We start from the raw sequence: 20,204 nt of genomic DNA, 5'->3' as shown, positions 1-20,204 counted from the left end.
ACAGCACAACCTGAGGGAGACGATGATGTCCCACCCGACGACCGCGGCGCCGATCGCGCGCCCTGGCAGTCTCTACCTCGACGGCGCCTGGGTCGACCCCAGTGCGGGCGGGCGGATCGAGGTGATCGACCCCGCCACCGAAGAGGTGTTCGTCCGCGTCGCGGAAGCCACCGAACCGGACATCGATCGCGCGGTCGCCGCGGCGCGCGCCGCGTTCGACCGGGGCCCTTGGCCGCGACTGTCCCCTGCGGAGCGGGCGGGTTATCTCCGTGCCATGGCGGCGAAACTCGACGAACGGGTGGACGACGTCGCCCGGATCTGGCCGAGCGAGATGGGCAGCACGCACGCCGTCGCGCACGCCTTCGCGGGCACGATCGGCGCTGTGTATGAGTACTACGCCGGGCTGGCCGGGAGTTTCCCGTTCGAGGAACGGTTCGACAACCCGCCCGGCGGCGGTGAACTGGCGTTGATCGTGCGGGAGCCGGTCGGCGTCGTCGGGGCGATCGTGCCGTGGAACGCGGCGGTGAACATCATGGCCTACAAGATCGCGCCGGCCCTGCTCGCGGGCTGCACGGTCGTGCTGAAATGTTCGCCGGAGGCACCCGGGTCGGGTTATGTGATGGCCGAGATCGCGGAGGAGATCGGGCTCCCGCCGGGCGTGCTCAACGTGGTGACGGCGGATCGCGGGCCGTCGGAACGCCTCGTGCGGCATCCCGGAGTGGACAAGATCAGTTTCACCGGTTCCCTCGCGGCCGGGCGGAAGATCGCGGGAATCACCGCCGGGCGGATCGCCCGTGTCACCCTCGAGCTGGGCGGGAAGTCGGCCGCGGTCGTGCTCGACGACTTCGATCTCGGCGCCGCCGCCGAGGCGATCGGCGGCTACGCATGTTTCCTCACCGGTCAGGTGTGCTCGGCGCTGACCAGGATCATCGTGCGCCGCGACCGGCACGACGAGCTGGTGGACGCCCTCGCCGCGGTGTTCGGGAAGGTGCGCCTCGGCGACCCGTTCGACCCGGCGACGGGCATGGGCCCGATCGCCACCCGGCGCCAGCTGGAGAAAGTGGAGCATTACGTCCGGCTGGGCGTCTCCGAAGGCGCACGGCTGGCCGCCGGCGGGCGCCGCCCGAAGGAACTCGACCGCGGCTGGTTCTACGAACCGACGGTTCTGGCCAATGTGGACAATGGTGCCACCGTTGCCAGAGAGGAGATCTTCGGCCCGGTGCTGAGCGTGATCCCCGCCGACAACGAGGAGCACGCGATCGAGCTCGCCAACGACACGATCTTCGGCCTGAACAACTCGGTGTTCACCGACGATGTCGACCGGGCTTACGCGGTGTCCCGGCGCCTGCGGTCGGGAACGGTGGGGCACAACGTCTTCCGCAGCGACATGCGGATCGGGTTCGGCGGTTTCAAACAGTCCGGGCTGGGCCGGGAAGGCGGGGTCGACGGGCTTCGCCCGTACCTGGAGAACAAGACCGTGATTCTCGAAGGCAGCCCTTCCCACCTGGCTTAGGAGAAGCGACTCATGGAAACCGTGGTCAATGGCGTCACCCTGGCCTCGCCGGTCACCACCGCGGACGAGACCGCCCGCCGCAACATCGACACGATCATCGAGTTCTTTTCGTTGTACCTGAAGGACAAGGCGCGCTTCTACCGGCTATGGGTCGCGGACGCGCCCGAGGTAGTCACGCCGTATGCGACCGAGGACGTCAAGAACTGCGCGGTGACCGTGCACTCGGGGTGGGACGCGGTGCGGGCGTTCTGGGACCCGATCCACGACGAGATGCACGGCCGTTTCGACTGGTTCATCGACGAGATCATCCCGGGCGCGGACCCGGACACGATCGTCACGCGCTCGCACAGCGACATCGACGTGCGGACCGGTGCCTACTGGGGCAACAAGCAACTGTGCTACCAGGGGCGCTACGTCCAGATCTTCCGGTTCCGTGACGGCAAGGTCGCTTCCTTCGAGGAGTACTACGACACGGCGCAACTGAACGCCGTCTACGGAGGGTGAAGGCGATGGAGACGGTGCTAACCCCCGCTGCGACATCGTTGGACCCGGCACGCACGGCGCTCGTCGTCGTCGATCTGACGACCTTCGACGCCGACCCGGATGGCGGCCTGGCGAAAGTGTTCGCCGAGGACGGAGTCGATCTGGCCTATTACTGGAAACGGCTGGCCGGAGACGTCCTGCCCAACTCGGCGCGGATGCTCGACGCGTTCCGGGCCGCGGGGGCAAGGATCGTCTTCACTCGGGTCGGCGCGCAGTTCGGTGACTACGGCGATTCGCAGCCGCACATCCGCGACCTGCACCGGCGTTCCGGTTCGCTACGAGGCACCCGCCAGTTCGATGTGCTGGCGGAACTCGTTCCACGGCAGGGAGAGGCCGTCGTCGACAAGGCCGGGTCGTCGGCATTCGGGACCGGGAACCTGGACATCCTGCTCCGCAACGCGGGTGTGACCGATGTCGTCTTCTGTGGCGTGATCACGAATGCCTGTGTCCTGCTGTCCGCGCTGGCGGCCTGGGACCTGGGCTACTCGGTGTCCATTGTGGATGACGCGTGCGGTGCGAACAGTGAGGAGATCCACGCTTCCGCGCTGTCGGTCGCGGGTTGGCTCGGGTGCCACGTGGTCTCCACCGCGCAGGTGGTCGCCGGGATCGGCGCCGGGACACCGGTTCAGCGCGGGTAGGGCACGAAGTCCCGGCCGCACCTTTCCCTGGCGATGATGATCTTCTGGATCTGCGCGGTGCCGTCGGCGATCTCCACCGCCATGACGTCGCGCAGGCGCTGTTCGAACGGCAGTTCCCCGGCGTAGCCGTGGTTCCCGTGCGACAGCAGGCAATCCTTGACACGCCTGTGCGCAGCCGATTCGCGAGGTTGTATTCACGATTGGTCCGTGGATACCCTGGTCAGGGCCCTTACGGATGGGTCTGGCACGTCGTGGTGCGGGCACCGTCCCGGAAACCAAGATCATGTGGCGAAACCCGGGCGACGGGAACGAGTTACAACACGCGAGAACCCGACGGAATGAGTAGCGGTGGGGCCGTGTCCCGTCCGCAAGATCCCTTCTGGTGTTTGCGATGGTTGTTTGGTCGCGGCGACGTTCAGAATTGTCCGTGTGTACCTGACGATGCCGTGGTGGCGCGGACAGGCCCATCCCGTCGCAGTCTTTGGGCTGGAAGTCACCGCCTGGGTGATTTTCCAGCACCGATTTCAAGGCCCTGAAGTGATTGGGTAAGGTCGGCAGGATACGCTTCTGACCAGGCAGGGAAAACCCGAGGCTGCGCTTGTTCCCCGGGCGTCTTTCGCGCTGGATTTCGTCGATGCTGATACCGAATGCGTGCTCCGCGAACACGCCAGGTGGTACCGCTGAAGCAGGTAGTCGCCGACCGTTTCCACCATGAGAACTCCTCATCCGGTGCATCCAAGGTGCTTGTGGCTACCTGCCTGCCGCGGTCGCCTCGCGCACGCGACGGGCGACCACCGCCGGATCCGGCCGGCGGGGCTCCGGCCACGCGGCCAGCACGACGGGCGCCTCACCGCATTCCGGTTCCAGCGCCAGGCACCACCCCGTGTCGCTGTTCCACTGCGCCATCAGCAGCCGGCCGGGATAGCGGGAAGAGCGCTCCGCCAGCGCGATGTAGGCCACGGCGGGGTTTCCGGGCTCGCTCCACGACGCAGCCGGCTCGACACCCAGCAATTCGGCGACGGATTCGACGTACGCGCGCAGCGCCACCGTTTCCCCGTACCCGAAGTCCGGTTTCATCGATGTCTCCTTACCGGGCCGACGCGGCGTTCGCCGGGCGGACCGGGCCCGAGGTCGCTGTACCCGGTTTTGCCGCCTACTATGCTTGCGTGACGCAAATGACTGCGGTGGACGGCGCGCTCGCGGTACTCCGGGCCATGGTCGCGATCGCGGATTCGACGGTCGAACGCAACACGGGGCAGCTCACCCTCACCCAGTTCCGCACACTCCGGGCAGTGGACGGGCACACGCCCGTCACCATGGGCCGGGTCGCCGACGAACTCGCGCTGAACCCGTCGACGGTCACCAGGGCCTGCGACCGGCTGGCCGCCATGGATCTGGTGCAGCGGGCGGAAAATCCACTGAACAAACGGGAGACGTTGCTCGCGCCGACGGCGAAGGGGCGCCGCCTCGTCAACCGGGTCGACGAGGACCGCAGACGCGAGCTCGCCACCGTGCTCGACCGTCTCGACGCCGAAACCCGGGCCACCGTGATCACGGCCTTCGCCCGCTTCGCAGCCGCAGCGTCCGAAACAACCGAGGAACAGTTGCGTACAGCAAAGAAATCGCTCAGCCAAGCCGACCGAAAGTAGGCGTACGCGAGCAGCACGTAACCGTCAGCCGGCTTCGGAGTCCTTGCCGAGTTGGCCGGGCGTGAGGGCGCCGTCGCGTCATCCGGCGGGATCCGCAGGGTGCCGACGATCATGCCGATGGCGTGGCTGATGTGCACGCGGTCGTTCAGTGTCGTGAGCGTCTGCTAGGCGAGCGTTCGACGCGCCGCTGGTCGTGTTCCTGGGTCGGCCCCGGCACGGCGAGCCCCCGGCCCAGTTGCAGCTGCGAGGACGTGAGATCGGTGCGCTCGCGGTGGAACAGGTTGAGACCGCCGACGGCGCGGTTCATCAGCCGCAGCGGGAAGGCGTACACGGTGCGGAAACCGGCGCCGGTGGCCGCCGGCAGGAAGCGGGGCCAGCGCTCTTCTTCGGCGGCGATGTCGGCAGTGACAAGTGCGTCGGCCGCGATGCAGTCCAGGTACGGGCCTTCCCAGGGGCTGTGCCGGCAGCAGTTCGACGAGCTTGCTGGTGAGCACGTCGCGGGCGACGGCGAACAGGGGCCGCCAGGTGCTGAACGCGTGGGCCCGCAGGCGCAGGAAGGCATCGTCGACGCCGATCCGCATGTGCGGCGTTCCACCGCGGGCCAACGGTCCCCTTGCCGAGGACGGAAAGGCCAGTGTCGGCGAAGTTCGACTGCGAGCGGGCGTGAGTACTGTGGTCGGGAACGGCTCGTGATGGCTTGGGGGCGCCGGCGCGCCAGAACCTGACCGCGGACGAAGCTTTCGACCTGCTACGCCGGACCTCGACATCGAACTCGTCGGTCTCGCCACCACACTCACTTCGCGGCACGGCGAACTCGGCGATCTGTCCTGAGTGGACCGGCCTACTTTCCGAGGTGGCTCAGGGAATCGCGGATACGGTCGCCGAACGCGGCGACACGGCCGACGGTGTTCAGGGCGCCGGGGGACGGCGGGGTATCCGGGTGCGGGCGCGTCGGCGCGTGCTTCTTGGCCGCCGCCATCCGGGCGCCCAGATCGTCGAGCTCTTCGCTGCCGACCGAATTCCGCAGACGGGGCCAGACCTCGTTCTGCTCGTACTCGATGTGTGCGCGGCCGTCGTGCTCCTCCACCGCCTCGTGCCGGGACTCGGCCATCACGACCTCGGTCACCAGGTTCTTCCTGGCGTGCAGCACCGCGGACTCGCTGCCCTGCGCCACGGTGGGCGAAGCCTCCAGTTTCGCCAGCAGGTCGAGCATCTGCTGGTGATCGTCGCGCAACAACTCGAGTGCGTCCATGACTTTCCCTTCCAGTCCTTTGTGGAGTGCGCACCGGCTCAGGAAGCGGTCACGGGCAGCGGCCGAACCGGGGCGCTGTTGCGGGTGAGGGCCTGCAGCGGCAGCTCCGGCAACGCCGAGTTGGCCTCCAGATGCCGCAGCAGAATGCCTTCCCGCAGCGCCCACGGGCAGATCTCCACCGATCGCAGGTCCAGCGCCGCCATCGTGGCTTCGGCCACCAGCGCGCCCGCCACCACCTGCCGGGCGCGCGATTTCGAGATACCGCGGAGTTTCGAGCGTTCCTTCGCGGTGGCGTTCACCAGCCGCGGGATCTGTTCACGCAAACCGGCCAGCGTCAGTTCGCGCCGGACGAACGGGCCCTTGCGCTGCGGTGGCGCGCCGGCGAGCCGGGCCAGCTGTTTGAACGTTTTCGAGGTGGCGACCACCCGCCGGGGAGTGCCTTCCCAGCGCAGCCTGTCGAGCACCTCCGACAGCGTGCCGCGGACATGGCGCCGGATGGCCTTGAGCTCACCGCGTCTCGGCGGGTCGGTGGTACAGAACGCCCGCGTCAGCCGTCCCGCGCCGAGCGGCAGCGACACGGCCAGCGTGGGTTCCACGTCACGGCCGAGCACGAGCTCCATCGAGCCGCCGCCGATGTCGATCAGCAGCAGCCTGCCCGCCGACCAGCCGTACCAGCGGTGTGCGGCGAAGTACGTCAGCTGCGCCTCCTGCTCGCCCGAAAGGTGCTGCGGCCGGATGCCGGACTCGGCCTCGATGAGATCGATGACCTCGGCCCTGTTGGTGGCGTCCCGGATCGCGGCCGTGACGAACGGGTACAGCTGCTCCACGCCGAGCCGGGTCGCGGACTCCACGGCGCGCCGCACCGCCGTGGCGGCACGTTGTGCACCTTCTTCGCTCAGGCTGCCGTCCGCCTGCAATTCCTCACCCAGGAGTGTCGGCTCCTTCACCGCGTGTGCCGGAAGCGGCGGCGCCCCGGACGAAATGTCCACCACCTGTAACTGGGCGGAGTTCGAGCCGATGTCCAGAGCAGCGAGTCGCATGGCGGGTGAGTACCCGCTTTTGGTGCGGTTGACACGTTTTCCACCCCGCCGCGCCGAGGTGCACCACCTTCGCCTTGGTCATCTCGTCGAGCAGTTCGGGGCCGTAACCGCGAACCGGAACGGCCCGCCGGCCGAGAAGCCGAGGACGTCGCTACTCACCGAAGCGACTCTTGTTCCGGCAGCAGCCCGGCGAACCACGCGACCGTCCGGCGCAACCCGTCCGCCATGCCGATTGCCGGCTCCCAGCCCAGTTCCGTACGGGCGAGCGTGATGTCCGGGCACCGGCGGCGCGGATCGTCGGTGGCCGCGTCGATGTGTGCCAGCGGAGAGGACCTTCCGGTGACGCGTAACACAGCGAGCGGGTCTGCTCGCCGGAACCCGCGATCGCCTGCCGGATGAAAGTGGGCACCATCCGGCCGTCGAAGGGCCGCATCCGCGGCCCGTAGGTGTTGAAGATCCGCGCGATGCCCGTGTTCGCCCCGTTTTCCCTGCGGTGGGCCGTCGTCAGCGCTTCGGCGCCGGCCTTGGCCGCGCAGTAACGGGCCGCGCCGACGCGCGGGGCGTGCTCGTGCACGCTCGTGATCGTGATGATCCGGCCGCCGCGGCCCGCGTCGATCAGGTGCCGGGCGGCGCGCTGCGAGCACACTGGTCGATGACACCGCCCGCGGTGGACGGGTCGGTCAAATCGAGCCCGCGGACGTAAGTCGACACACCGCCTTCGCGCGCCTCGGCCGCGGTCTGCATGATCCCTCCCGGGTTCAGGCGGGCACCGAATCGGTGCGGCGCTGCCAGGCGCGATGCTTGCCTGCCTCGGCGATGAACGCGCTCACGAAGTCGTCCGGCAGGGTGTCGGCCGCGGCGGTGGTGGACACGACTCCGTTGTCCACCACGACTTTCTCGTCCTCGGCCAGTCGGGTTTCGATGCCGGCACGGCGCAGCAGCGTGAGCCCCGAACCGCTGGCGGCGATGGCCTTGGCGTGCTTGTACGCCTCGGTCACGAAGTGCACCGCGTAGCCGTCCTCGCTCAGTGCCTCCACGCTTTTCGGACCACAGGGGACGACCACGGCGTCGTAGAGCACGGACGCCATCGTGTTCAGCTGCCTGTCGGCGGTGAGCGGATCGCCGCTGCCCGCGGAGACCTCGCCGTCGGCGGGCGCGAGCAGTTCGACCATCGCGCCCTCCGCGGTCAGCGCATCGGTGAGCTTGCGGACGCCGCTCGCGTCGACGCCGTCGGCGATCAGCACCGCGATCCTGCGCGTGGCGATGCCCTCGACGGGCGCGGTCAGCTGGGACAACGCGGGGGAGGTGCGGCCGTGGTTCTTTTCCGCCGCCTTGGCGGGTTCCGGCACGCCGACTCCCTTGGCGACCCGCACGGCCAGGTCGTGGTCCACGTGGTTGAGCTCGGTGACGGTCCTGGCGCGCACGTCCTTGTCGACCACCTTGCCCAGTTCGAACCGGAAGGCGGCCACGATGTGCTCTTGTTCCACTTCGGACATGCTGTTCCAGAACAGGGTGGCCTGGCTGTAGTAGTCCTGGAAACTCGGGCTGCGCTCGCGGATCTTCTTGCCCGACACCGCTTCGGTGTAGTGGCGGAAGGTGTCGGCGTCGGCGATCGCCGGGCAGCCGCCGCCGAGGCTGTTCTTGAAGTAGCTCGTCTGTCCTTTGTGGATTTCGTGCTGGCCGTAGCCGTCGCGCTGGTTGTGGTGGACCTGCGCGACCGGCCGGTTCACCGGCAGCTGGGAGAAGTTCGGGCCGCCGAGCCGGATCAGCTGGGTGTCGAGGTAGGAGAAGTTGCGTGCCTGCAGCAGCGGGTCGTTGGTGAAGTCGATACCCGGCACCACGTTGGCGGTGTGGAAGGCGATCTGCTCGGTCTCGGCGAAGAAGTTCTCCGGGTTGCGGTCCAGCACCATCCGCCCGACCGGGCGCACCGGTACCTGCTCCTCGGGGATGATCTTCGTCGGGTCCAGCAGGTCGAAGTCGAAGGAATGCTCGTCGGCTTCGTCCACCAGTTGCACGCCGAGTTCCCATTCCGGGAACTGGCCGGCCTCGATGGCGTCCCAGAGGTCACGGCGGTTGAAGTCGGGGTCCTTGCCCGCCACCTTCTGGCATTCGTCCCACACCAGCGAATGCGTGCCCAGTCCGGGCTTCCAGTGGAACTTGACGAAGGTGCCCTTGCCCTCGGCGTTCACGAGCCGGAAGGTGTGCACGCCGAAGCCCTGCATCATCCGGTAGCTGCGCGGCAGCGCCCGGTCCGACATCAGCCACAGCACCATGTGCAGCGACTCCGGTTGCAGGGAGACGAAATCCCAGAACGTGTCGTGCGCCGACTGCGCCTGCGGGATCTCGTTGGGCGGCTCGGGTTTCACCGCGTGCACGAAGTCCGGGAACTTGATGCCGTCCTGGATGAAGAACACCGGCATGTTGTTGCCGACGAGGTCGTAGTTGCCCTGGCGGGTGTAGAACTTCGTCGCGAAACCCCGGACGTCGCGCACCGTGTCGGCCGATCCACGGGAGCCCGCGACGGTGGAGAACCGCACGAACACGGGGATCCGCTCGCCGCTGGTGAGGAACTCGGCCGTGGTGTAGTCGGCGAGACCGTCGTCGTAGGCTTCGAAAAAGCCGTACGCCCCGGCACCCCGCGCGTGTACGACGCGTTCGGGGATGCGCTCGTGATCGAAATGCGTGATCTTTTCCCTGGCGTGGAAATCCTCCAGCAGCGTGGGACCCCGGCTGCCGGCGGTCAGCGAATCGTCGGTGTGGTCGACCCGGACACCCTGCTGAGTGGTGAGGGCGCTGTCGCTGATGTCGACCCGGTGTGCGTCCAGCTGGCGGTCCTTGGCGTCGGGTTGTTGTTCGGCCACGATTTGCCTCTTTCGTTGCTGCGTCCGGCTTATTCGTCCTTCAACTACCCGGCGCAGCCGCAGGTAAACAGGGACCTCGCCGGGTTTCGCCGGTATCGGCGCGGGTATGTGCTCGGTCTCGACGACGAAAACGCCCGGGTTCTGCACCGGACCTCGTGGGACGCCGATCACCGGTTCCACGGCCCGCCGGCGAAAGCGCGCGAAAAGCTGGACGCCGCCGAAGACGGAGTGGACGCTGCGTTCGATCAGCGTGGCCGGTCTCGCCGCCGTCCTTCCCCGCGGTGGAAATGGCGCTGGCCGCCGCGTGACCGTGCTCGTTTGCCCAGGTGAGATCCGGGTAGCCGAGAACGAGGGCAAACAGCGCGGGAAGGAGAAAACGATGCCCAAGGCACGCGACATCATGACCAAGGACGCGCAGTGTGTCCGGTCCAGCGAGGCGGTACTCGACGCGGCGCGCCGGATGGCGGATCTGTCGGTGGGGGCACTGCCCATCTGCGGAGAGGACAACCGGCTCAAGGGCATGCTCACCGACCGCGACATCGTGGTGCAGGTGCTGGCCGCGGGCAAGGATCCGCGCGCGATCCGGGCCGGTGACCTGGCCCAGGGCGAAGCCGTGACGATCGGCGCGGACGACGAGGCCGAGGAGATCCTCCGGACCATGAGCGAGCACAAGGTCCGCCGCCTCCCCGTGATCGACGGGCACGACCTCGTCGGCATCGTCGCGCAGGCGGACGTGGCTCGCGCCATCGAGGACCCCAAGGTCGGAGACCTGCTCCAGGCACTGTCCACCGACTGACCACGAGTCCCTTGTCCTGTCCCTTGTGGACAGAACAAGGAACTCGTCTCCGCCCTATTTCTTGCACCAGTGGCTTTACTTGATCGCGCTCTCGCCCTGTTCTTGGCTCAGGTGACGACGCGGACGGGGGTCGAGCCCGGTGCGCAGGTAACGCAGGATCGGTTCGGTGAAGGCTTCGGCCGGGGGCGATCAGGGGGACGCCGGGCGGACGGGGGCTGATCATCTCGGCAGCGCCGGCCAGTTCGCGCAGCGCGTCGAGCAGCGGGGTGACGGTCTCGTCGGTGTCGGCGTGTGGGTGCTCTGGGCGGCGGTGGTCGGCGAGACCGACGTGGATGTGGTGGTCGGCGAGCCAGCCGGCGGCCTGGAAACCCGGTGGTGCCGAGTCCGGTGACGTCGATGAGGACCTTGAGTGGTCGTGTGCGAAGGTCAGGCGGGGTCCGAGGAACTCCTTGTCCACCCGCAGCCCGGGGATCGCGTCGATCGCGGCGCGTGCCGTGACTGCGTGTTCGAGCGCCGTGGTCAGCAGTTCCGTTCCGTGCTCGACCATCTGGCGGCGCCAGCCGTCGAGTGCCGCGAACAGCAGCGCGGAGGGCTGGTGGTGCCCAGCAGGTCTTCGCGGAGTTTGAGCACTTCGGCGGTCACGCGCTCGCCTTGCGGGTGGAACACCGAAGCCTGTCCCAGCCCACCGCCCATCTTGCGGGTGCTGGTGACGCACAGATCGGCGTCGCCGTCCATGGCCCACGTCGGCAGGTCGTCATGGAAGGGGAAATGCGCGCCCCGCACCTCCTCCGGCCCCGGTGTGTGGGCGAAGAACGTGTGCTCGGCCCCCACCGCGTCGGCCCCGAGTACCTCGAGCACCCGTGGGTCGGCGCCACGGCCCTGGCGGGGTGAACGCCAGTCCACCACTGTCCTGATAGGACTGGATCGCCTCCAGCGCCGTCAGGACACCTGAGGCATGACCTCCGCGGCCAGCCGTTCCATCTGGTTCGCCTGGTCGCGTACCGGGGTGAACAGGATCAACTCGGCGCCCGCGTCGGCCACTTCCTGCACGCCGCGCACGCAGTCCTCCGGCGTGCCCGCGACAGCGACCGCTTCGAGGCCGCGTTTGCCGTAGATCGCGGCCAGGCCGTCGGCGACGTGCTCGCGCGCGCGGTCGCCGTTGTCGTCCACATCGATGTAGATCCGTTTGGCGATCGGGAAATCCGGGTTCGCCTCGCGCACGATGGCCACCTGCTCGGCGAACTTCGCGGTGGTGGTGGAGCCGGCGCCGAAGAAGCCGTCGCCGAGGCGCACGGCGCGGGCGAGCGCGTTGGGGTGGCTGCCGCCGAACCACACCGGCGGGCCCGGTTTCTGGAACGGTTTCGGCTCCATCGAAGCGTTTTCCAGCTGCCAGAAACGCCCGTCGAAGGTGACGCTCGGCTTGGTCCACAGCTCCCGCATCACGTGCAGGCCCTCGGTGAACCGGGTGACCAGGCCCTCGCCGGTGATGCCGAACGCGCCGAACGGGCGGCCCCGGCCACCGGTGCCGACCCCGGCCTCGAGCCTGCCGCGGCTGAGCTGGTCCAGCGAGCTGAGGTGCTTGGCGAGGTGGACGGGATTGTGCAGCGGGGTGACGAAGACGGCGCAGCCGAGCCGCAGGGTGTCGGTGCACGCGGCGGCGTAGGCCATCGTCTCCAGCGCGTTCAGGTGCGGGAACGTGCCGAGGAACTGTTCCTGCGTCCAGCCGCTGTGGAAGCCGAGGGTCTCGGCGCGCTGGACGTAGGCACGGAAGGCCGCGGGGTCGAACTCACCGTCGGCCACGAACTGCGGAATCGAGATCGCGAAGCGCATGACCCGAGCCTAGGGGAATCCACCGGGCGGGCGCCGGTGTTGACCACCGTATGAGGCTTTCGGTACTCGACAGGTCGCGAAGCAGGCGCGGGGCGAGCCATGCCGACGCGCTGCGGGACACCGTCGAGTTCGCCGTGCAGACGGAAAAGCTGGGCTACCACCGGTTCTGGGTGTCCGAGCACCACAGCGTGCCCGGGGTCGCCGGTTCGGCGCCGACGGTGCTGGCCGCGGCGGTCGCGGCGGCGACGCGGAGCATCCGCGTCGGCACCGGCGGTGTGATGCTGCCCAACCACCAGCCGCTCGTGGTCGCGGAGCAGTTCGGGGTGCTGGCCTCGGTGTACCCGGGGCGGATCGACATGGGGCTGGGCCGTTCGGTCGGGTTCACCGACGGGATCCGCCGCGCGCTCGGCCGGGACTCCGGCGACGCCGGCCGCTTCGCCGAACAGGTCCGGCTGCTGCTCGGCTATCTCGACGGCACGCAGGCCGAACATCCGGGCGTGCACGCGTATCCGGCCGAGGGCCTGCGCATCCCGCCGTTTCTGCTCGCGACCGGAGCCGGCGCGGATCTCGCCGCCGAGCTCGGCCTGCCGTTGGTGATCGCCAATGTTCGTGGCGAGGAGCGCATGCTGGCCGCCATCGACCGCTACCGCGAGTGCTTCCGGCCCTCGTCGTGGTCGCCATATCCCTACGTCGTCGTGTCCGCCACCATCGCGGTGGCCGAGACCGCCGAGCAGGCCGAGCGCTTGCTGCTGCCCGAGGCGTGGTCGGCCGCCTACTCGCGCACGCACGGTGTGTTCCCGCCGCTGATCCCCGCCGACGAGATCCCGGCGGACATGACCGAGCGCGAGCGCCGGGTGTTCACCGATTCGCTGCGCGGGCAGATCCGCGGCACCGAGGCCGACGTCGCCCGAGCGCTCGGCGGGTTGGTCGTGCGCTCGGGCGCCGACGAAATCCTGGTCACCACAAGCACTTTCGACCGTGGCGAGATGCTGGACTCCTATCGCCGGTTAGCCGGGCTGCAACTCACGGAGCCCGGTGAACACGACGCGGAGACTGTAGGCGAAGGTCTCGTCGGCTGACCTTTCTTGCCGGAAGTCTTTGCGTGTCAAGGAGTTCGCGTGCCTCCTCGGCCGAGGGCGGGGACCGTTCCTCGACCGTGCGCCCGATCACGAACCACAACAGCGCCGATGCGCCGCACGCCCCCGGCGGGTAGTCGAACGGCGCCGTGCAGGACCTCGATGCACCGGTCGAGCAGCACGTCCTGATGCGCGAGCAGCGCTCGGCGCGGCGCGGACGTTCAGCTGCGCCACTATCCGGCGCTGAGTTGAGGACAGTCCGGCGAGGGAGCTCAACTAGTCAGGTGGCCGCCGCGGTCAGCCGGGTCGCCGGGCGGGAGATCCGGTTCACGCGTGCCGCGGGCAGGGGCTCGACCTCGGTCTGCAGGAAACGATGAACCTTGGCTGGAAGCTCGCCACGGCCGTCGCGGGCTGGGCACCGCCGGACCTGCTGGACAGCTACGGCGTCGAGCGCAGGCCGGTGCTCGTCGGCGCGCAGGCGGACGGCCGGCAGGACCGCGTCGGCGTGCTGCCCGGGGACGAGCCGATGCTGATCCGGCCCGACGGTTACGTGGCGCGGGCCGGTGCCGGCCGCGCTCACCCGGTGGTTCGGTCCGCCGTCAGCTTCTTGAGCCGCAGCGCCACCACCACGAACGCGATGACGGTCAGCCAGATGTACCCGTTGTGGTACACCACGCCAAGGTGCGCCCACGACGGGAACGTCAGCGGGCTGCTCTGGTCCGCGCCGAAGAGCAGCAGCACCCCGCCCGAGGACACCGCGAACGTGAGCAGCAGCCCGATCCACGACAGCACGGCCCAGCGGCGCAGCGACGCGTCCAGCAGGTAGATCACCAGCGCGCCGAGCCACACCCAGTGGTGGACCCACGAGTAGGGGGAGACCGCGGTGGTGGCCAGCCCGCACAGCACGACGGCGAGCAGCTCCTGGTTGCCGAACGACAGCCGCCGGGCCAGCAGCAGGCACGCCACCGCGAGCACCGCGACCACCAGCAGCCACAGCAACTGATAGCCGCCGGTGATGCCGACACTGCGGGCGAACATCCCGCGCAGCGACTCGTTCGACGGGTTCTCCGGCACTCCGACCCGCGTCGGATCGGCGAAGGCACCGGACCAGAACGTCTTCGAATCGTGCGGCATCGCGAGGAAGCCGATCGCCATGGTGACCACGAACGAACCCGCGGACACCAGTGCGGCCCGGTAGCGCTTGGTGAACAGGAAGTACAGCACGAAGAACGCGGGCGTCAGCTTGATCCCGGCCGCGATCCCGGTGAGCACGCCCTTGCCGCGGAAGGAATCCGGCAGCGCCATGTCGACCAGCACGAGCGTCATCAGCAGGATGTTGATCTGGCCGAACGCCATCGTCTCGCGGATCGGCTCGGTCCACAGCAGCAGCGCGGCGACCGGCAGGCTGAAGACCACCAGCTTCAGGTCGCGGCGGTAGTTCAGCAGCGCCAGCGCCGCCCACGCCGCGACGGCGAGCATCACGAAGTCACCGAATGCGCCGACGTAGGTGAACACGTCGCCGTGCAGCTTCGCCAGCGGCACGAACAGCAGCGCCGCGAAGGGCGCGTACACGAACTCCCACACCCCGCGCGTGTTGCCCAGCAGCGGGGTGTCGTAGACCGAGACGCCGTCGAGCACGCGACGGCCGGCGATCTGGTAGACGCCGAGGTCCTTGAGGTGCATCAGGGTGCCCATGTCGGCCAGCACCTGCTTGACGTACCAGCCGCCGGCGAGCACGCCGATGACCAGGATCGGCCAGAACACCGCGGCCTTGAGAGTGCGTCTCTCCGGCGCCGCGGGGCTCGGCGCGGCGGCCGGTGCCTCGAGGGCGGATGACGACACGGTTACCCCCAGCGTGGGACTTGACTAATGGCGAGGGCCAAGACTACCGGCCCCCTCAAGCAGGACAGAGGGTGCCGTCGGTGGGCACCGTCCCGTCCACGAGGAAGCCCCGCACCGCCTCGCCCACACAGGCTGAACTCATCGCACCGTGCCCGGTGCCCTGCCACGAGACCCGCACCGCCGAGGACATCTGCCCGGCCGCCCGGTTCGTGCCGCTCGCCGGGGTGACCGGGTCGGTCGCCGTGCTGGTGACCAGGACGGGCGGCAGCCCGGACACGCCCAGCGACGGCATCCCGTCTGCCGGCCCCGGCCAGGGCAGGCACCACGACAACCGCTGCGTGACCAGGCCGCCGAACAACGGGGACTGCGCGCGCAGCTTGTCGGTCAGGGTGCCGATCTGGTTCGCCGGCATCCTCGTGGCGGTGTCGTTGCACAGAGTGGCGAGCGCGCCGTCGAACCGCGACGGCGCCAGCGGCGAGCCGTTGAGCATCGGGGCGACGAACTTCGCCAGCTGTGTCGGGTTTCCGCTCTGCGCCGCCCGGATCGCCTCCGCCAGCTCCGGCCAGCGCGCCGGGGCGGCGAGCCCGGTGAGGATCGCGTTGAGCGCCACACCCGGGGCGAACGGCACCCCGTTCGACAGCTCGGGCGGCGCCGAACGCAGCTGCCCGAGCAAGGCCGTGACCGTGCTCGTCGCGTCCTGGCCGGTGGCCTTGCCGAAGGCGTCGAGGGTGGCCTGCTGAGCTGTGGCGAGCTCACCGAGCACCGTCGCGGGATCGCTGGAGGGGTCCGGAATCCCGTCCAGCACGAAGCGGCCGACGTGCGTGGAGAACCGGTTGCTGTACGCCGTCAGCACCGAGGAGGCTTCGCCGCGCGCGATGGCGTTCAGCTTCGGCACGCCGAGCTGGTCGCGGACCTCGTCGAGATCACCCGCCGTGCGCCAGCTGTCCAGCGCCTGCTGGGTGGAACCGAGCTCGATCGCGCACTGCTGCCCGGCCTTGCGGGCGGCGTCGAGCACCGTCTCCACGTCCGTCGTCGCCGGGTCCTGGCTGAGCAGCTGGCCGCGGACATCGCTGGGCACGCACGCCGTCGCGTCGGAGTCGCCGGTGCCGCGCCGGTCCATCCCGATCAGGGAGAACCGCTGCAGCACCGAGGCGGGCAGGGTGGCGGCGAGGTGCGCGGCGTACAGCGTGCCGGGCTCGCCGTCGATGTCGTTGAGCACCACCAGCGGGATCGGGCCGGTGCCGGCCTTCAGCAGCGCGATGTGGGTCTGCGCGCGGCCGGGCAGATCGGGGGCATCGAGCACGGACAAGACGTCGGCGCAGCTGAACTTCAGCGAATCCGGGACCGCGGGCGGGTCGAGCGCGGCGCGCGTCTGCTGATCACAGTCGGTCCACTGCACCGACGGGGACTTCGGCTCGGTGAGCGGCGGCAGCGGCACGGCCTGGCTCGTGCTGGCCGGCGCGGACGCCACGGGCTCGTCGTTCTCCACCACCGCGGGCCGCTGCGACGGCCCCGCCGTGCAGCCGGCGAGCAGGGCGGGCACCAGCGCGGCGAGCAGGAACAAGGTAGGCCGGCGGCGCAAGACGGGTCCCCTCACTTCGATACGCGTTCGGCCTTGACCTTCGCATGGCGCCGGTGAGCGGCGGGTAAGCGGGTCAGACTGTCCTGACCTCACCGGAGAACACTGCTTCCAGGTCGTATCGGGCGGGCTCGTCCAGCTGGGCGTAGCCGCAGGAGGACGGTTCGCGGTCCGGGCGCCAGCGGACGAACTGCGCGGTGTGCCGGAAGCGGCCGGGATAACCGCCCTCGGTGTGCTCGTAGGCCACCTCGACCACGCGTTCGAGCCGCAGCGGCACCCATTCGTGCTCGGTGCTGCGCCAGCGCGTGATCCCGCCCGGCAGCCGCTGGCCCTCGACGACGGCGTCCCCGAGCCACGGGTGCTCGCCGTCGGTGATCAGCCCGGCGAGCTCCGCGGCCAGCTCCCGGCGGCGGGCCACCGGGAACGCGCCGACGACGCCGACGTGGTGCAGCACCCCGGCTTCGTCGTACAACCCGAGCAGCAGCGAGCCGACCGCGTCTCCGGGTGTGCTGTCCTTGTGCCAGCGCAATCCCGACACCACGCAATCGGCGGTGCGCGTGTGCTTGTACTTGGCCATGATTCGTTTGCCCGGCGAGTACGGCTCGTTCAGCGGCTTGCCGATGACCCCGTCCAGCCCGGCCCCCTCGAACAGCGTGAACCAGTGCCGCGCGGTCTCGGGGTCGGTGGTGGCCGGGGTGATGTGCACCCCGCCGTCGGCCAGTTTCTCCAGCCGGGCCCGCCTCGCCGTGGTCGGTTCGTCCACAAAGGACTCATCGCCGAGCGCGAGCAGGTCGAACGCGACGAAGGTGGCCGGGGTCTCTTCGGCGAGCAGCGTCACGCGGCTCTTGGCGGGGTGGATCCGCTCGGTGAGCGCGTCGAAGTCCAGCCTCCCGTCGCGGGCGATGACCAGCTCCCCGTCGAGCACCGCCTGTTCCGGCAGGGTCGCCGACAGCTCGGCCAGCACCTCCGGGAAGTAGCGGTTGAGCGGTTTGCCGGCGCGGGACTGCAGGGTCAGCTCGTCGCCGTCGCGGAACACCAGGCAGCGGAAGCCGTCCCATTTCGGCTCGAACAGCAGGTCACCGCCATCCGGGATGGTTTTGACCGCCCTGGCGAGCATCGGCTGGATCGGCGGGTGCAGCATGGCCGCCATTCTGCCTCAGCGGGCCAGCGGGAGCCCGCTTTCGTAGAAGAGGATGCCGGGTTCTTCGCATCCTTCGCCGCGCCGGAAGCCCAGTGACCGCACCAGCCCGATCGACGCGGCGTTGTCGGCGGCGATCGTGGCGTACGCGGTGCCGGCGTCTCCGCTCTCGTATGCCCAGTCTGTCAGGGCGCGCACCGCTTCGGCGGCGAAGCCGCGACGCCGGTAGCCGGGCAGGACTTCGTAGCTCAGCTCGACCACGGCCAGCTCGTCCGGCGGGCTGTGGAAGCCGACCTCGCCGATCAGCGTGCGCTCCTCGCGCAGCACGATGCCGCGGGAAAGCCAGGGCCGGCTCGCCGGATCGTCGCGCAGGAGCTTGAAATTCGTTCTCGCGGGCACTGTCGCCGGCCAGTCCGCGGGCACCGAGACACCGAGCGAAGCCGCGACCGCTTCGCGATCCCTGTCGGCAATCCACAACAGCAGCTGGGGACTCAACTCCACCAGCTCCAGGCGCGGTGAGTGGACCGGCATACCGCCAAGGCTATTCGCGTTTGCGGTAGCGGAACATGGTGAAATCGTCCTCCAGCAACAGCGAAGCCAGTTCCAGCCGGCGGGCGAGGCTGGCGTTGCGGCCCATCGCGATCCGGTTCGCACCCGCGCCGGCGAGCACCGGGGCGACGGTGAGGCACAGCTGGTCGACGAGGTCCTCCGCGATCAGCTCGCCGAACAGGTGCGGCCCGCCCTCGCAGTTCACCCGGCGCAGCCCACGGCGGTCCAGTTCGGCCAGCGCGACCGGCATTTCCACCATCTGTTCCCCGGCGATGACGACGTCGGCGCCCGCGTCTTCGAGCGGCTTGCGGCGGTCGGCCGGCGCCTGCTCGGTAGTGATGACGATCGGCGGGACCTCGGCGTCGGTGAACAGCGGGCAGTCGGGCTCGATCCGCGCGCTGCCGCTGACCACGGCGATCGGCGGGATTGGGGCGAGCCCGTGCCGGGCACGGCGGTCCCGCCGCTCGTCGTTGGCACGGGCGCCCCGGTAGTTCTCCGCGCGCGCCGTCCCCGCGCCGACGAGCACCACGTCCGCGAGGTCGCGGCCGAGGAGGAAGATCCGCTTGTCCGCCGGGTGGGACAGGCCTTCGGACTTGTCGTCCACGGTCGCGGCGCCGTCGGCGGAGGCGACGAAGTTGACCTGCACCCAGGGCTTGTCGAGCTGCTCGGGATAGCCGTAGAGCCGCTCGAGGTCGGCGTCGGAGACTTCGTCGGCTGGGGAGGGCCACAACATCCGCATGATCACCAGGGTAGGGAATGGCCTACCGGTACGCGGCGGTCGCGCGGATCTCCACGAGCAGGCCGGGGCTGGCGAGGCCGCTGACGCCGATCATGGACCACGCCGGGTACGGGGCTTCGACCAGGCGCGCCTTGGCTTCGAGAAAACCGGGCAGGTGCTGATGGATGTCGACGTGATAGCTGGTGACGTCGACGAGTGCGGAAAGATCGAGTTTTTCCAGCCGCAGGATTTCCCCGACCCGGAGGATCGCGTTTTCCGCTTGTTCCTCGATGGTGTCCGGAATGGTTCCGTCGGCGCGCCTGCCGATCTGCCCCGCGATGAACAGGTGGTCGTGCGCCCGGACCGCGGCGGAATAGCCGAACCGGGCGAAGGCGCTGGTGCCTTCCCCGAAAACCGCGGAGTCCGCGGGGACTTCGACGGGGTAGGTGGTCATGGTGCTTTCCCTTTCTTCAGTTGCCCCACCGGGACGAACGGCAGGCGTGTTCCAGCCGGGTCCGGCCGAAGGCGGCACGTTCGCGGAGGAATTCACCGGGAATCGAGTAGCGAGGCGCGTTGCCCGGGCTTTTCGCGGCCTGGGCGACGATCGCGTCGACGAGTGAGCGGATCATGTCCAGCCGGGGATAGCCGGCGTGCACGGCTTCGGCTTGTTCGTCGGTGATGGCTTCGACGTGCCCCGCTCCGAGTGGGCCACCGAAGTCGACGGCGACCCCTTCGCGGACGAGCAGGCACAGCGCGCCACGGCGTTCCGCGATGCCGGGGGAGGTGTGCAGGGCGATGGCCTGCCAGACCTCGTCGGCTTTCGCCGCGGAAACTCCCTGGGCGACAAGGAATTCGGCCGCCCGGTCGGCGCCTTCGACCTCGAACCGCTGCCGGTGCGGTCCGTCGCGCGCCACCCCGAGGTCGTGCATCGCGCAGGCGGCGAACAGCAGATCGTCCTCGTAGTCGCGCCCGGCGACCAGCGTGAGGCGGGTGGCGACCAGCCGGGCGAACAGGTAGCTGCGGATGCTGTGGTTGAACACGGAAGGCGTTTCCACCGGCCGGATCAGGTGCACGACCGCGTCGGCAAGTGGGGTGCCCGGCAGGGCCGTGGTCGTCTCGATGGGCATGCGTTGCAGCCTGGCCGTCCTGGCCCTGACCTGGCGAGTGGCAAATTTGCCTC

The 20,204-nt window shown here is 69.3% G+C and carries 23 protein-coding genes and 1 pseudogene; 7 read left to right on the top strand and 17 right to left on the bottom strand.

Annotated elements, in window-relative coordinates; all coding sequences use genetic code 11:
- Positions 1 to 25: 25 nt before the first annotated feature.
- From VHD82_RS08460 to VHD82_RS08450, 3 genes are read left to right on the top strand one after another with little or no spacing between them, the layout of a single operon-like run.
- Complete coding sequence (locus VHD82_RS08460; protein ID WP_325699116.1) at positions 26 to 1,513, top strand: aldehyde dehydrogenase; 1,488 nt, start codon at positions 26 to 28, stop codon at positions 1,511 to 1,513.
- A 12-nt stretch (positions 1,514 to 1,525) separates the two neighbouring features.
- Complete coding sequence (locus tag VHD82_RS08455; RefSeq protein ID WP_325699109.1) at positions 1,526 to 2,017, top strand: nuclear transport factor 2 family protein; 492 nt, start codon at positions 1,526 to 1,528, stop codon at positions 2,015 to 2,017.
- A 5-nt stretch (positions 2,018 to 2,022) separates the two neighbouring features.
- Entirely contained in the window at positions 2,023 to 2,694 is a 672-nt protein-coding gene (locus tag VHD82_RS08450; RefSeq protein WP_325699106.1) for an isochorismatase family cysteine hydrolase, read from the top strand.
- Here VHD82_RS08450 and VHD82_RS08445 read toward each other — a convergent pair.
- Both VHD82_RS08445 and VHD82_RS08440 read right to left on the bottom strand, forming a co-directional pair.
- Positions 2,682 to 2,888 (bottom strand): acyl-CoA dehydrogenase family protein, encoded by a 207-nt coding sequence (locus tag VHD82_RS08445; protein WP_325699247.1) that lies wholly within the window; start codon positions 2,886 to 2,888, stop codon positions 2,682 to 2,684. The two genes, VHD82_RS08450 and VHD82_RS08445, sit on opposite strands and share 13 nt — an antisense overlap.
- A 556-nt stretch (positions 2,889 to 3,444) precedes the next feature.
- Positions 3,445 to 3,771, bottom strand: a complete 327-nt coding sequence (locus VHD82_RS08440; protein ID WP_325699103.1) for a DUF6292 family protein — start codon at positions 3,769 to 3,771, stop codon at positions 3,445 to 3,447.
- Between the two features lie 98 nt (positions 3,772 to 3,869).
- On the opposite strand from VHD82_RS08440, the gene VHD82_RS08435 reads away from it, so the two are divergent.
- On the top strand, positions 3,870 to 4,343 hold the full coding sequence (locus VHD82_RS08435) for a MarR family winged helix-turn-helix transcriptional regulator (RefSeq protein WP_325699244.1): 474 nt from the start codon (positions 3,870 to 3,872) through the stop codon (positions 4,341 to 4,343).
- Between the two features lie 145 nt (positions 4,344 to 4,488).
- Here the strand turns inward: VHD82_RS08435 and VHD82_RS08430 are convergent, their stop codons facing one another.
- From VHD82_RS08430 to VHD82_RS08405, 6 genes and pseudogenes are all read right to left on the bottom strand, one after another.
- Positions 4,489 to 4,905, bottom strand: coding sequence for a GAF domain-containing protein (locus tag VHD82_RS08430; RefSeq protein ID WP_325699100.1), 417 nt, complete (start codon positions 4,903 to 4,905; stop codon positions 4,489 to 4,491).
- A 279-nt stretch (positions 4,906 to 5,184) separates the two neighbouring features.
- Positions 5,185 to 5,595, bottom strand: a complete 411-nt coding sequence (locus tag VHD82_RS08425; protein ID WP_325699097.1) for a hypothetical protein — start codon at positions 5,593 to 5,595, stop codon at positions 5,185 to 5,187.
- 38 nt (positions 5,596 to 5,633) lie between these two features.
- Positions 5,634 to 6,635: a Ppx/GppA phosphatase family protein gene (locus VHD82_RS08420; RefSeq protein ID WP_325699094.1), complete on the bottom strand. Its 1,002-nt coding sequence runs from the start codon at positions 6,633 to 6,635 to the stop codon at positions 5,634 to 5,636.
- Positions 6,636 to 6,790: 155 nt separating this feature from the next.
- Positions 6,791 to 7,281, bottom strand: a pseudogene (locus tag VHD82_RS08415) (SDR family NAD(P)-dependent oxidoreductase); the annotation flags it as partial.
- Positions 7,251 to 7,379 (bottom strand): hypothetical protein, encoded by a 129-nt coding sequence (locus VHD82_RS08410; RefSeq protein ID WP_325699090.1) that lies wholly within the window; start codon positions 7,377 to 7,379, stop codon positions 7,251 to 7,253. The pseudogene VHD82_RS08415 and the gene VHD82_RS08410, both read right to left, overlap by 31 nt.
- 14 nt (positions 7,380 to 7,393) lie before the next feature.
- Positions 7,394 to 9,496, bottom strand: coding sequence for a catalase (locus tag VHD82_RS08405; protein ID WP_325699087.1), 2,103 nt, complete (start codon positions 9,494 to 9,496; stop codon positions 7,394 to 7,396).
- A 379-nt stretch (positions 9,497 to 9,875) separates the two neighbouring features.
- Between VHD82_RS08405 and VHD82_RS08400 the strand changes: the two genes are divergently transcribed.
- Together VHD82_RS08400 and VHD82_RS08395 are read left to right on the top strand one after the other, a co-directional pair.
- Positions 9,876 to 10,292, top strand: a complete 417-nt coding sequence (locus VHD82_RS08400) for a CBS domain-containing protein (protein ID WP_325699084.1) — start codon at positions 9,876 to 9,878, stop codon at positions 10,290 to 10,292.
- Positions 10,293 to 10,458: 166 nt separating this feature from the next.
- The gene (locus tag VHD82_RS08395) at positions 10,459 to 10,683 is read left to right on the top strand and encodes a hypothetical protein (protein WP_325699081.1); all 225 of its coding nucleotides are present in this window, start codon (positions 10,459 to 10,461) and stop codon (positions 10,681 to 10,683) included.
- 128 nt (positions 10,684 to 10,811) lie between these two features.
- Here the strand turns inward: VHD82_RS08395 and VHD82_RS08390 are convergent, their stop codons facing one another.
- Positions 10,812 to 11,195 (bottom strand): hypothetical protein, encoded by a 384-nt coding sequence (locus VHD82_RS08390; protein ID WP_325699079.1) that lies wholly within the window; start codon positions 11,193 to 11,195, stop codon positions 10,812 to 10,814.
- A gap of 36 nt (positions 11,196 to 11,231) precedes the next feature.
- Entirely contained in the window at positions 11,232 to 12,122 is an 891-nt protein-coding gene (locus VHD82_RS08385) for an LLM class flavin-dependent oxidoreductase (protein ID WP_325699076.1), read from the bottom strand.
- 50 nt (positions 12,123 to 12,172) lie between these two features.
- Between VHD82_RS08385 and VHD82_RS08380 the strand changes: the two genes are divergently transcribed.
- A complete protein-coding gene (locus VHD82_RS08380; RefSeq protein ID WP_325699073.1) occupies positions 12,173 to 13,201 on the top strand; it encodes an MsnO8 family LLM class oxidoreductase in 1,029 nt (342 codons plus the stop codon).
- A 573-nt stretch (positions 13,202 to 13,774) separates the two neighbouring features.
- On the opposite strand, the gene VHD82_RS08370 is transcribed toward VHD82_RS08380, so the two are convergent.
- The 7 genes from VHD82_RS08370 to VHD82_RS08340 all read right to left on the bottom strand — a co-directional run bounded on the left by VHD82_RS08370 (position 13,775) and on the right by VHD82_RS08340 (position 20,151).
- Positions 13,775 to 15,040 (bottom strand): glycosyltransferase 87 family protein, encoded by a 1,266-nt coding sequence (locus tag VHD82_RS08370; protein ID WP_325699069.1) that lies wholly within the window; start codon positions 15,038 to 15,040, stop codon positions 13,775 to 13,777.
- 55 nt (positions 15,041 to 15,095) lie between these two features.
- Positions 15,096 to 16,622, bottom strand: coding sequence for an alpha/beta hydrolase (locus VHD82_RS08365; protein ID WP_325699066.1), 1,527 nt, complete (start codon positions 16,620 to 16,622; stop codon positions 15,096 to 15,098).
- A gap of 73 nt (positions 16,623 to 16,695) precedes the next feature.
- Positions 16,696 to 17,769 carry an ATP-dependent DNA ligase gene (locus VHD82_RS08360; RefSeq protein ID WP_325699063.1) on the bottom strand — a complete coding sequence of 358 codons (1,074 nt, stop codon included), beginning with the start codon at positions 17,767 to 17,769 and terminating at the stop codon, positions 16,696 to 16,698.
- A 6-nt stretch (positions 17,770 to 17,775) separates the two neighbouring features.
- A complete protein-coding gene (locus tag VHD82_RS08355; protein ID WP_325699061.1) occupies positions 17,776 to 18,288 on the bottom strand; it encodes a GNAT family N-acetyltransferase in 513 nt (170 codons plus the stop codon).
- 10 nt (positions 18,289 to 18,298) lie between these two features.
- Positions 18,299 to 19,045 (bottom strand): pyrimidine reductase family protein, encoded by a 747-nt coding sequence (locus VHD82_RS08350; RefSeq protein ID WP_325699058.1) that lies wholly within the window; start codon positions 19,043 to 19,045, stop codon positions 18,299 to 18,301.
- Positions 19,046 to 19,067: 22 nt separating this feature from the next.
- Positions 19,068 to 19,478: a RidA family protein gene (locus tag VHD82_RS08345; RefSeq protein WP_325699055.1), complete on the bottom strand. Its 411-nt coding sequence runs from the start codon at positions 19,476 to 19,478 to the stop codon at positions 19,068 to 19,070.
- Between the two features lie 16 nt (positions 19,479 to 19,494).
- Entirely contained in the window at positions 19,495 to 20,151 is a 657-nt protein-coding gene (locus tag VHD82_RS08340) for an HD domain-containing protein (protein ID WP_325699052.1), read from the bottom strand.
- Positions 20,152 to 20,204 lie beyond the last annotated feature (53 nt).

Source organism: Amycolatopsis sp. (assembly GCF_035546795.1).
Classification (GTDB): domain Bacteria; phylum Actinomycetota; class Actinomycetes; order Mycobacteriales; family Pseudonocardiaceae; genus Amycolatopsis_E.
The sequence above is the reverse complement of the archived record's forward strand: the minus strand, read 5'-3'. Positions and strand labels throughout refer to the sequence as shown.

Excerpts from the sequence above, each read along its gene's own strand:
- VHD82_RS08460 (WP_325699116.1), top strand. The coding sequence starts at position 26 with ATGTCCCACCCGACGACCGCGGCGCCGATCGCGCGCCCTGGCAGTCTC.
- VHD82_RS08455 (WP_325699109.1), top strand. The coding sequence starts at position 1,526 with ATGGAAACCGTGGTCAATGGCGTCACCCTGGCCTCGCCGGTCACCACC.
- VHD82_RS08450 (WP_325699106.1), top strand. The coding sequence starts at position 2,023 with ATGGAGACGGTGCTAACCCCCGCTGCGACATCGTTGGACCCGGCACGC.
- VHD82_RS08440 (WP_325699103.1), bottom strand. The coding sequence starts at position 3,771 with ATGAAACCGGACTTCGGGTACGGGGAAACGGTGGCGCTGCGCGCGTAC.
- VHD82_RS08435 (WP_325699244.1), top strand. The coding sequence starts at position 3,870 with ATGACTGCGGTGGACGGCGCGCTCGCGGTACTCCGGGCCATGGTCGCG.
- VHD82_RS08430 (WP_325699100.1), bottom strand. The coding sequence starts at position 4,905 with ATGCCTTCCTGCGCCTGCGGGCCCACGCGTTCAGCACCTGGCGGCCCC.
- VHD82_RS08425 (WP_325699097.1), bottom strand. The coding sequence starts at position 5,595 with ATGGACGCACTCGAGTTGTTGCGCGACGATCACCAGCAGATGCTCGAC.
- VHD82_RS08420 (WP_325699094.1), bottom strand. The coding sequence starts at position 6,635 with ATGCGACTCGCTGCTCTGGACATCGGCTCGAACTCCGCCCAGTTACAG.
- VHD82_RS08410 (WP_325699090.1), bottom strand. The coding sequence starts at position 7,379 with ATGCAGACCGCGGCCGAGGCGCGCGAAGGCGGTGTGTCGACTTACGTC.
- VHD82_RS08400 (WP_325699084.1), top strand. The coding sequence starts at position 9,876 with ATGCCCAAGGCACGCGACATCATGACCAAGGACGCGCAGTGTGTCCGG.
- VHD82_RS08385 (WP_325699076.1), bottom strand. The coding sequence starts at position 12,122 with ATGCGCTTCGCGATCTCGATTCCGCAGTTCGTGGCCGACGGTGAGTTC.
- VHD82_RS08380 (WP_325699073.1), top strand. The coding sequence starts at position 12,173 with ATGAGGCTTTCGGTACTCGACAGGTCGCGAAGCAGGCGCGGGGCGAGC.
- VHD82_RS08360 (WP_325699063.1), bottom strand. The coding sequence starts at position 17,769 with ATGGCGGCCATGCTGCACCCGCCGATCCAGCCGATGCTCGCCAGGGCG.
- VHD82_RS08355 (WP_325699061.1), bottom strand. The coding sequence starts at position 18,288 with ATGCCGGTCCACTCACCGCGCCTGGAGCTGGTGGAGTTGAGTCCCCAG.
- VHD82_RS08350 (WP_325699058.1), bottom strand. The coding sequence starts at position 19,045 with ATGCGGATGTTGTGGCCCTCCCCAGCCGACGAAGTCTCCGACGCCGAC.
- VHD82_RS08345 (WP_325699055.1), bottom strand. The coding sequence starts at position 19,478 with ATGACCACCTACCCCGTCGAAGTCCCCGCGGACTCCGCGGTTTTCGGG.
- VHD82_RS08340 (WP_325699052.1), bottom strand. The coding sequence starts at position 20,151 with ATGCCCATCGAGACGACCACGGCCCTGCCGGGCACCCCACTTGCCGAC.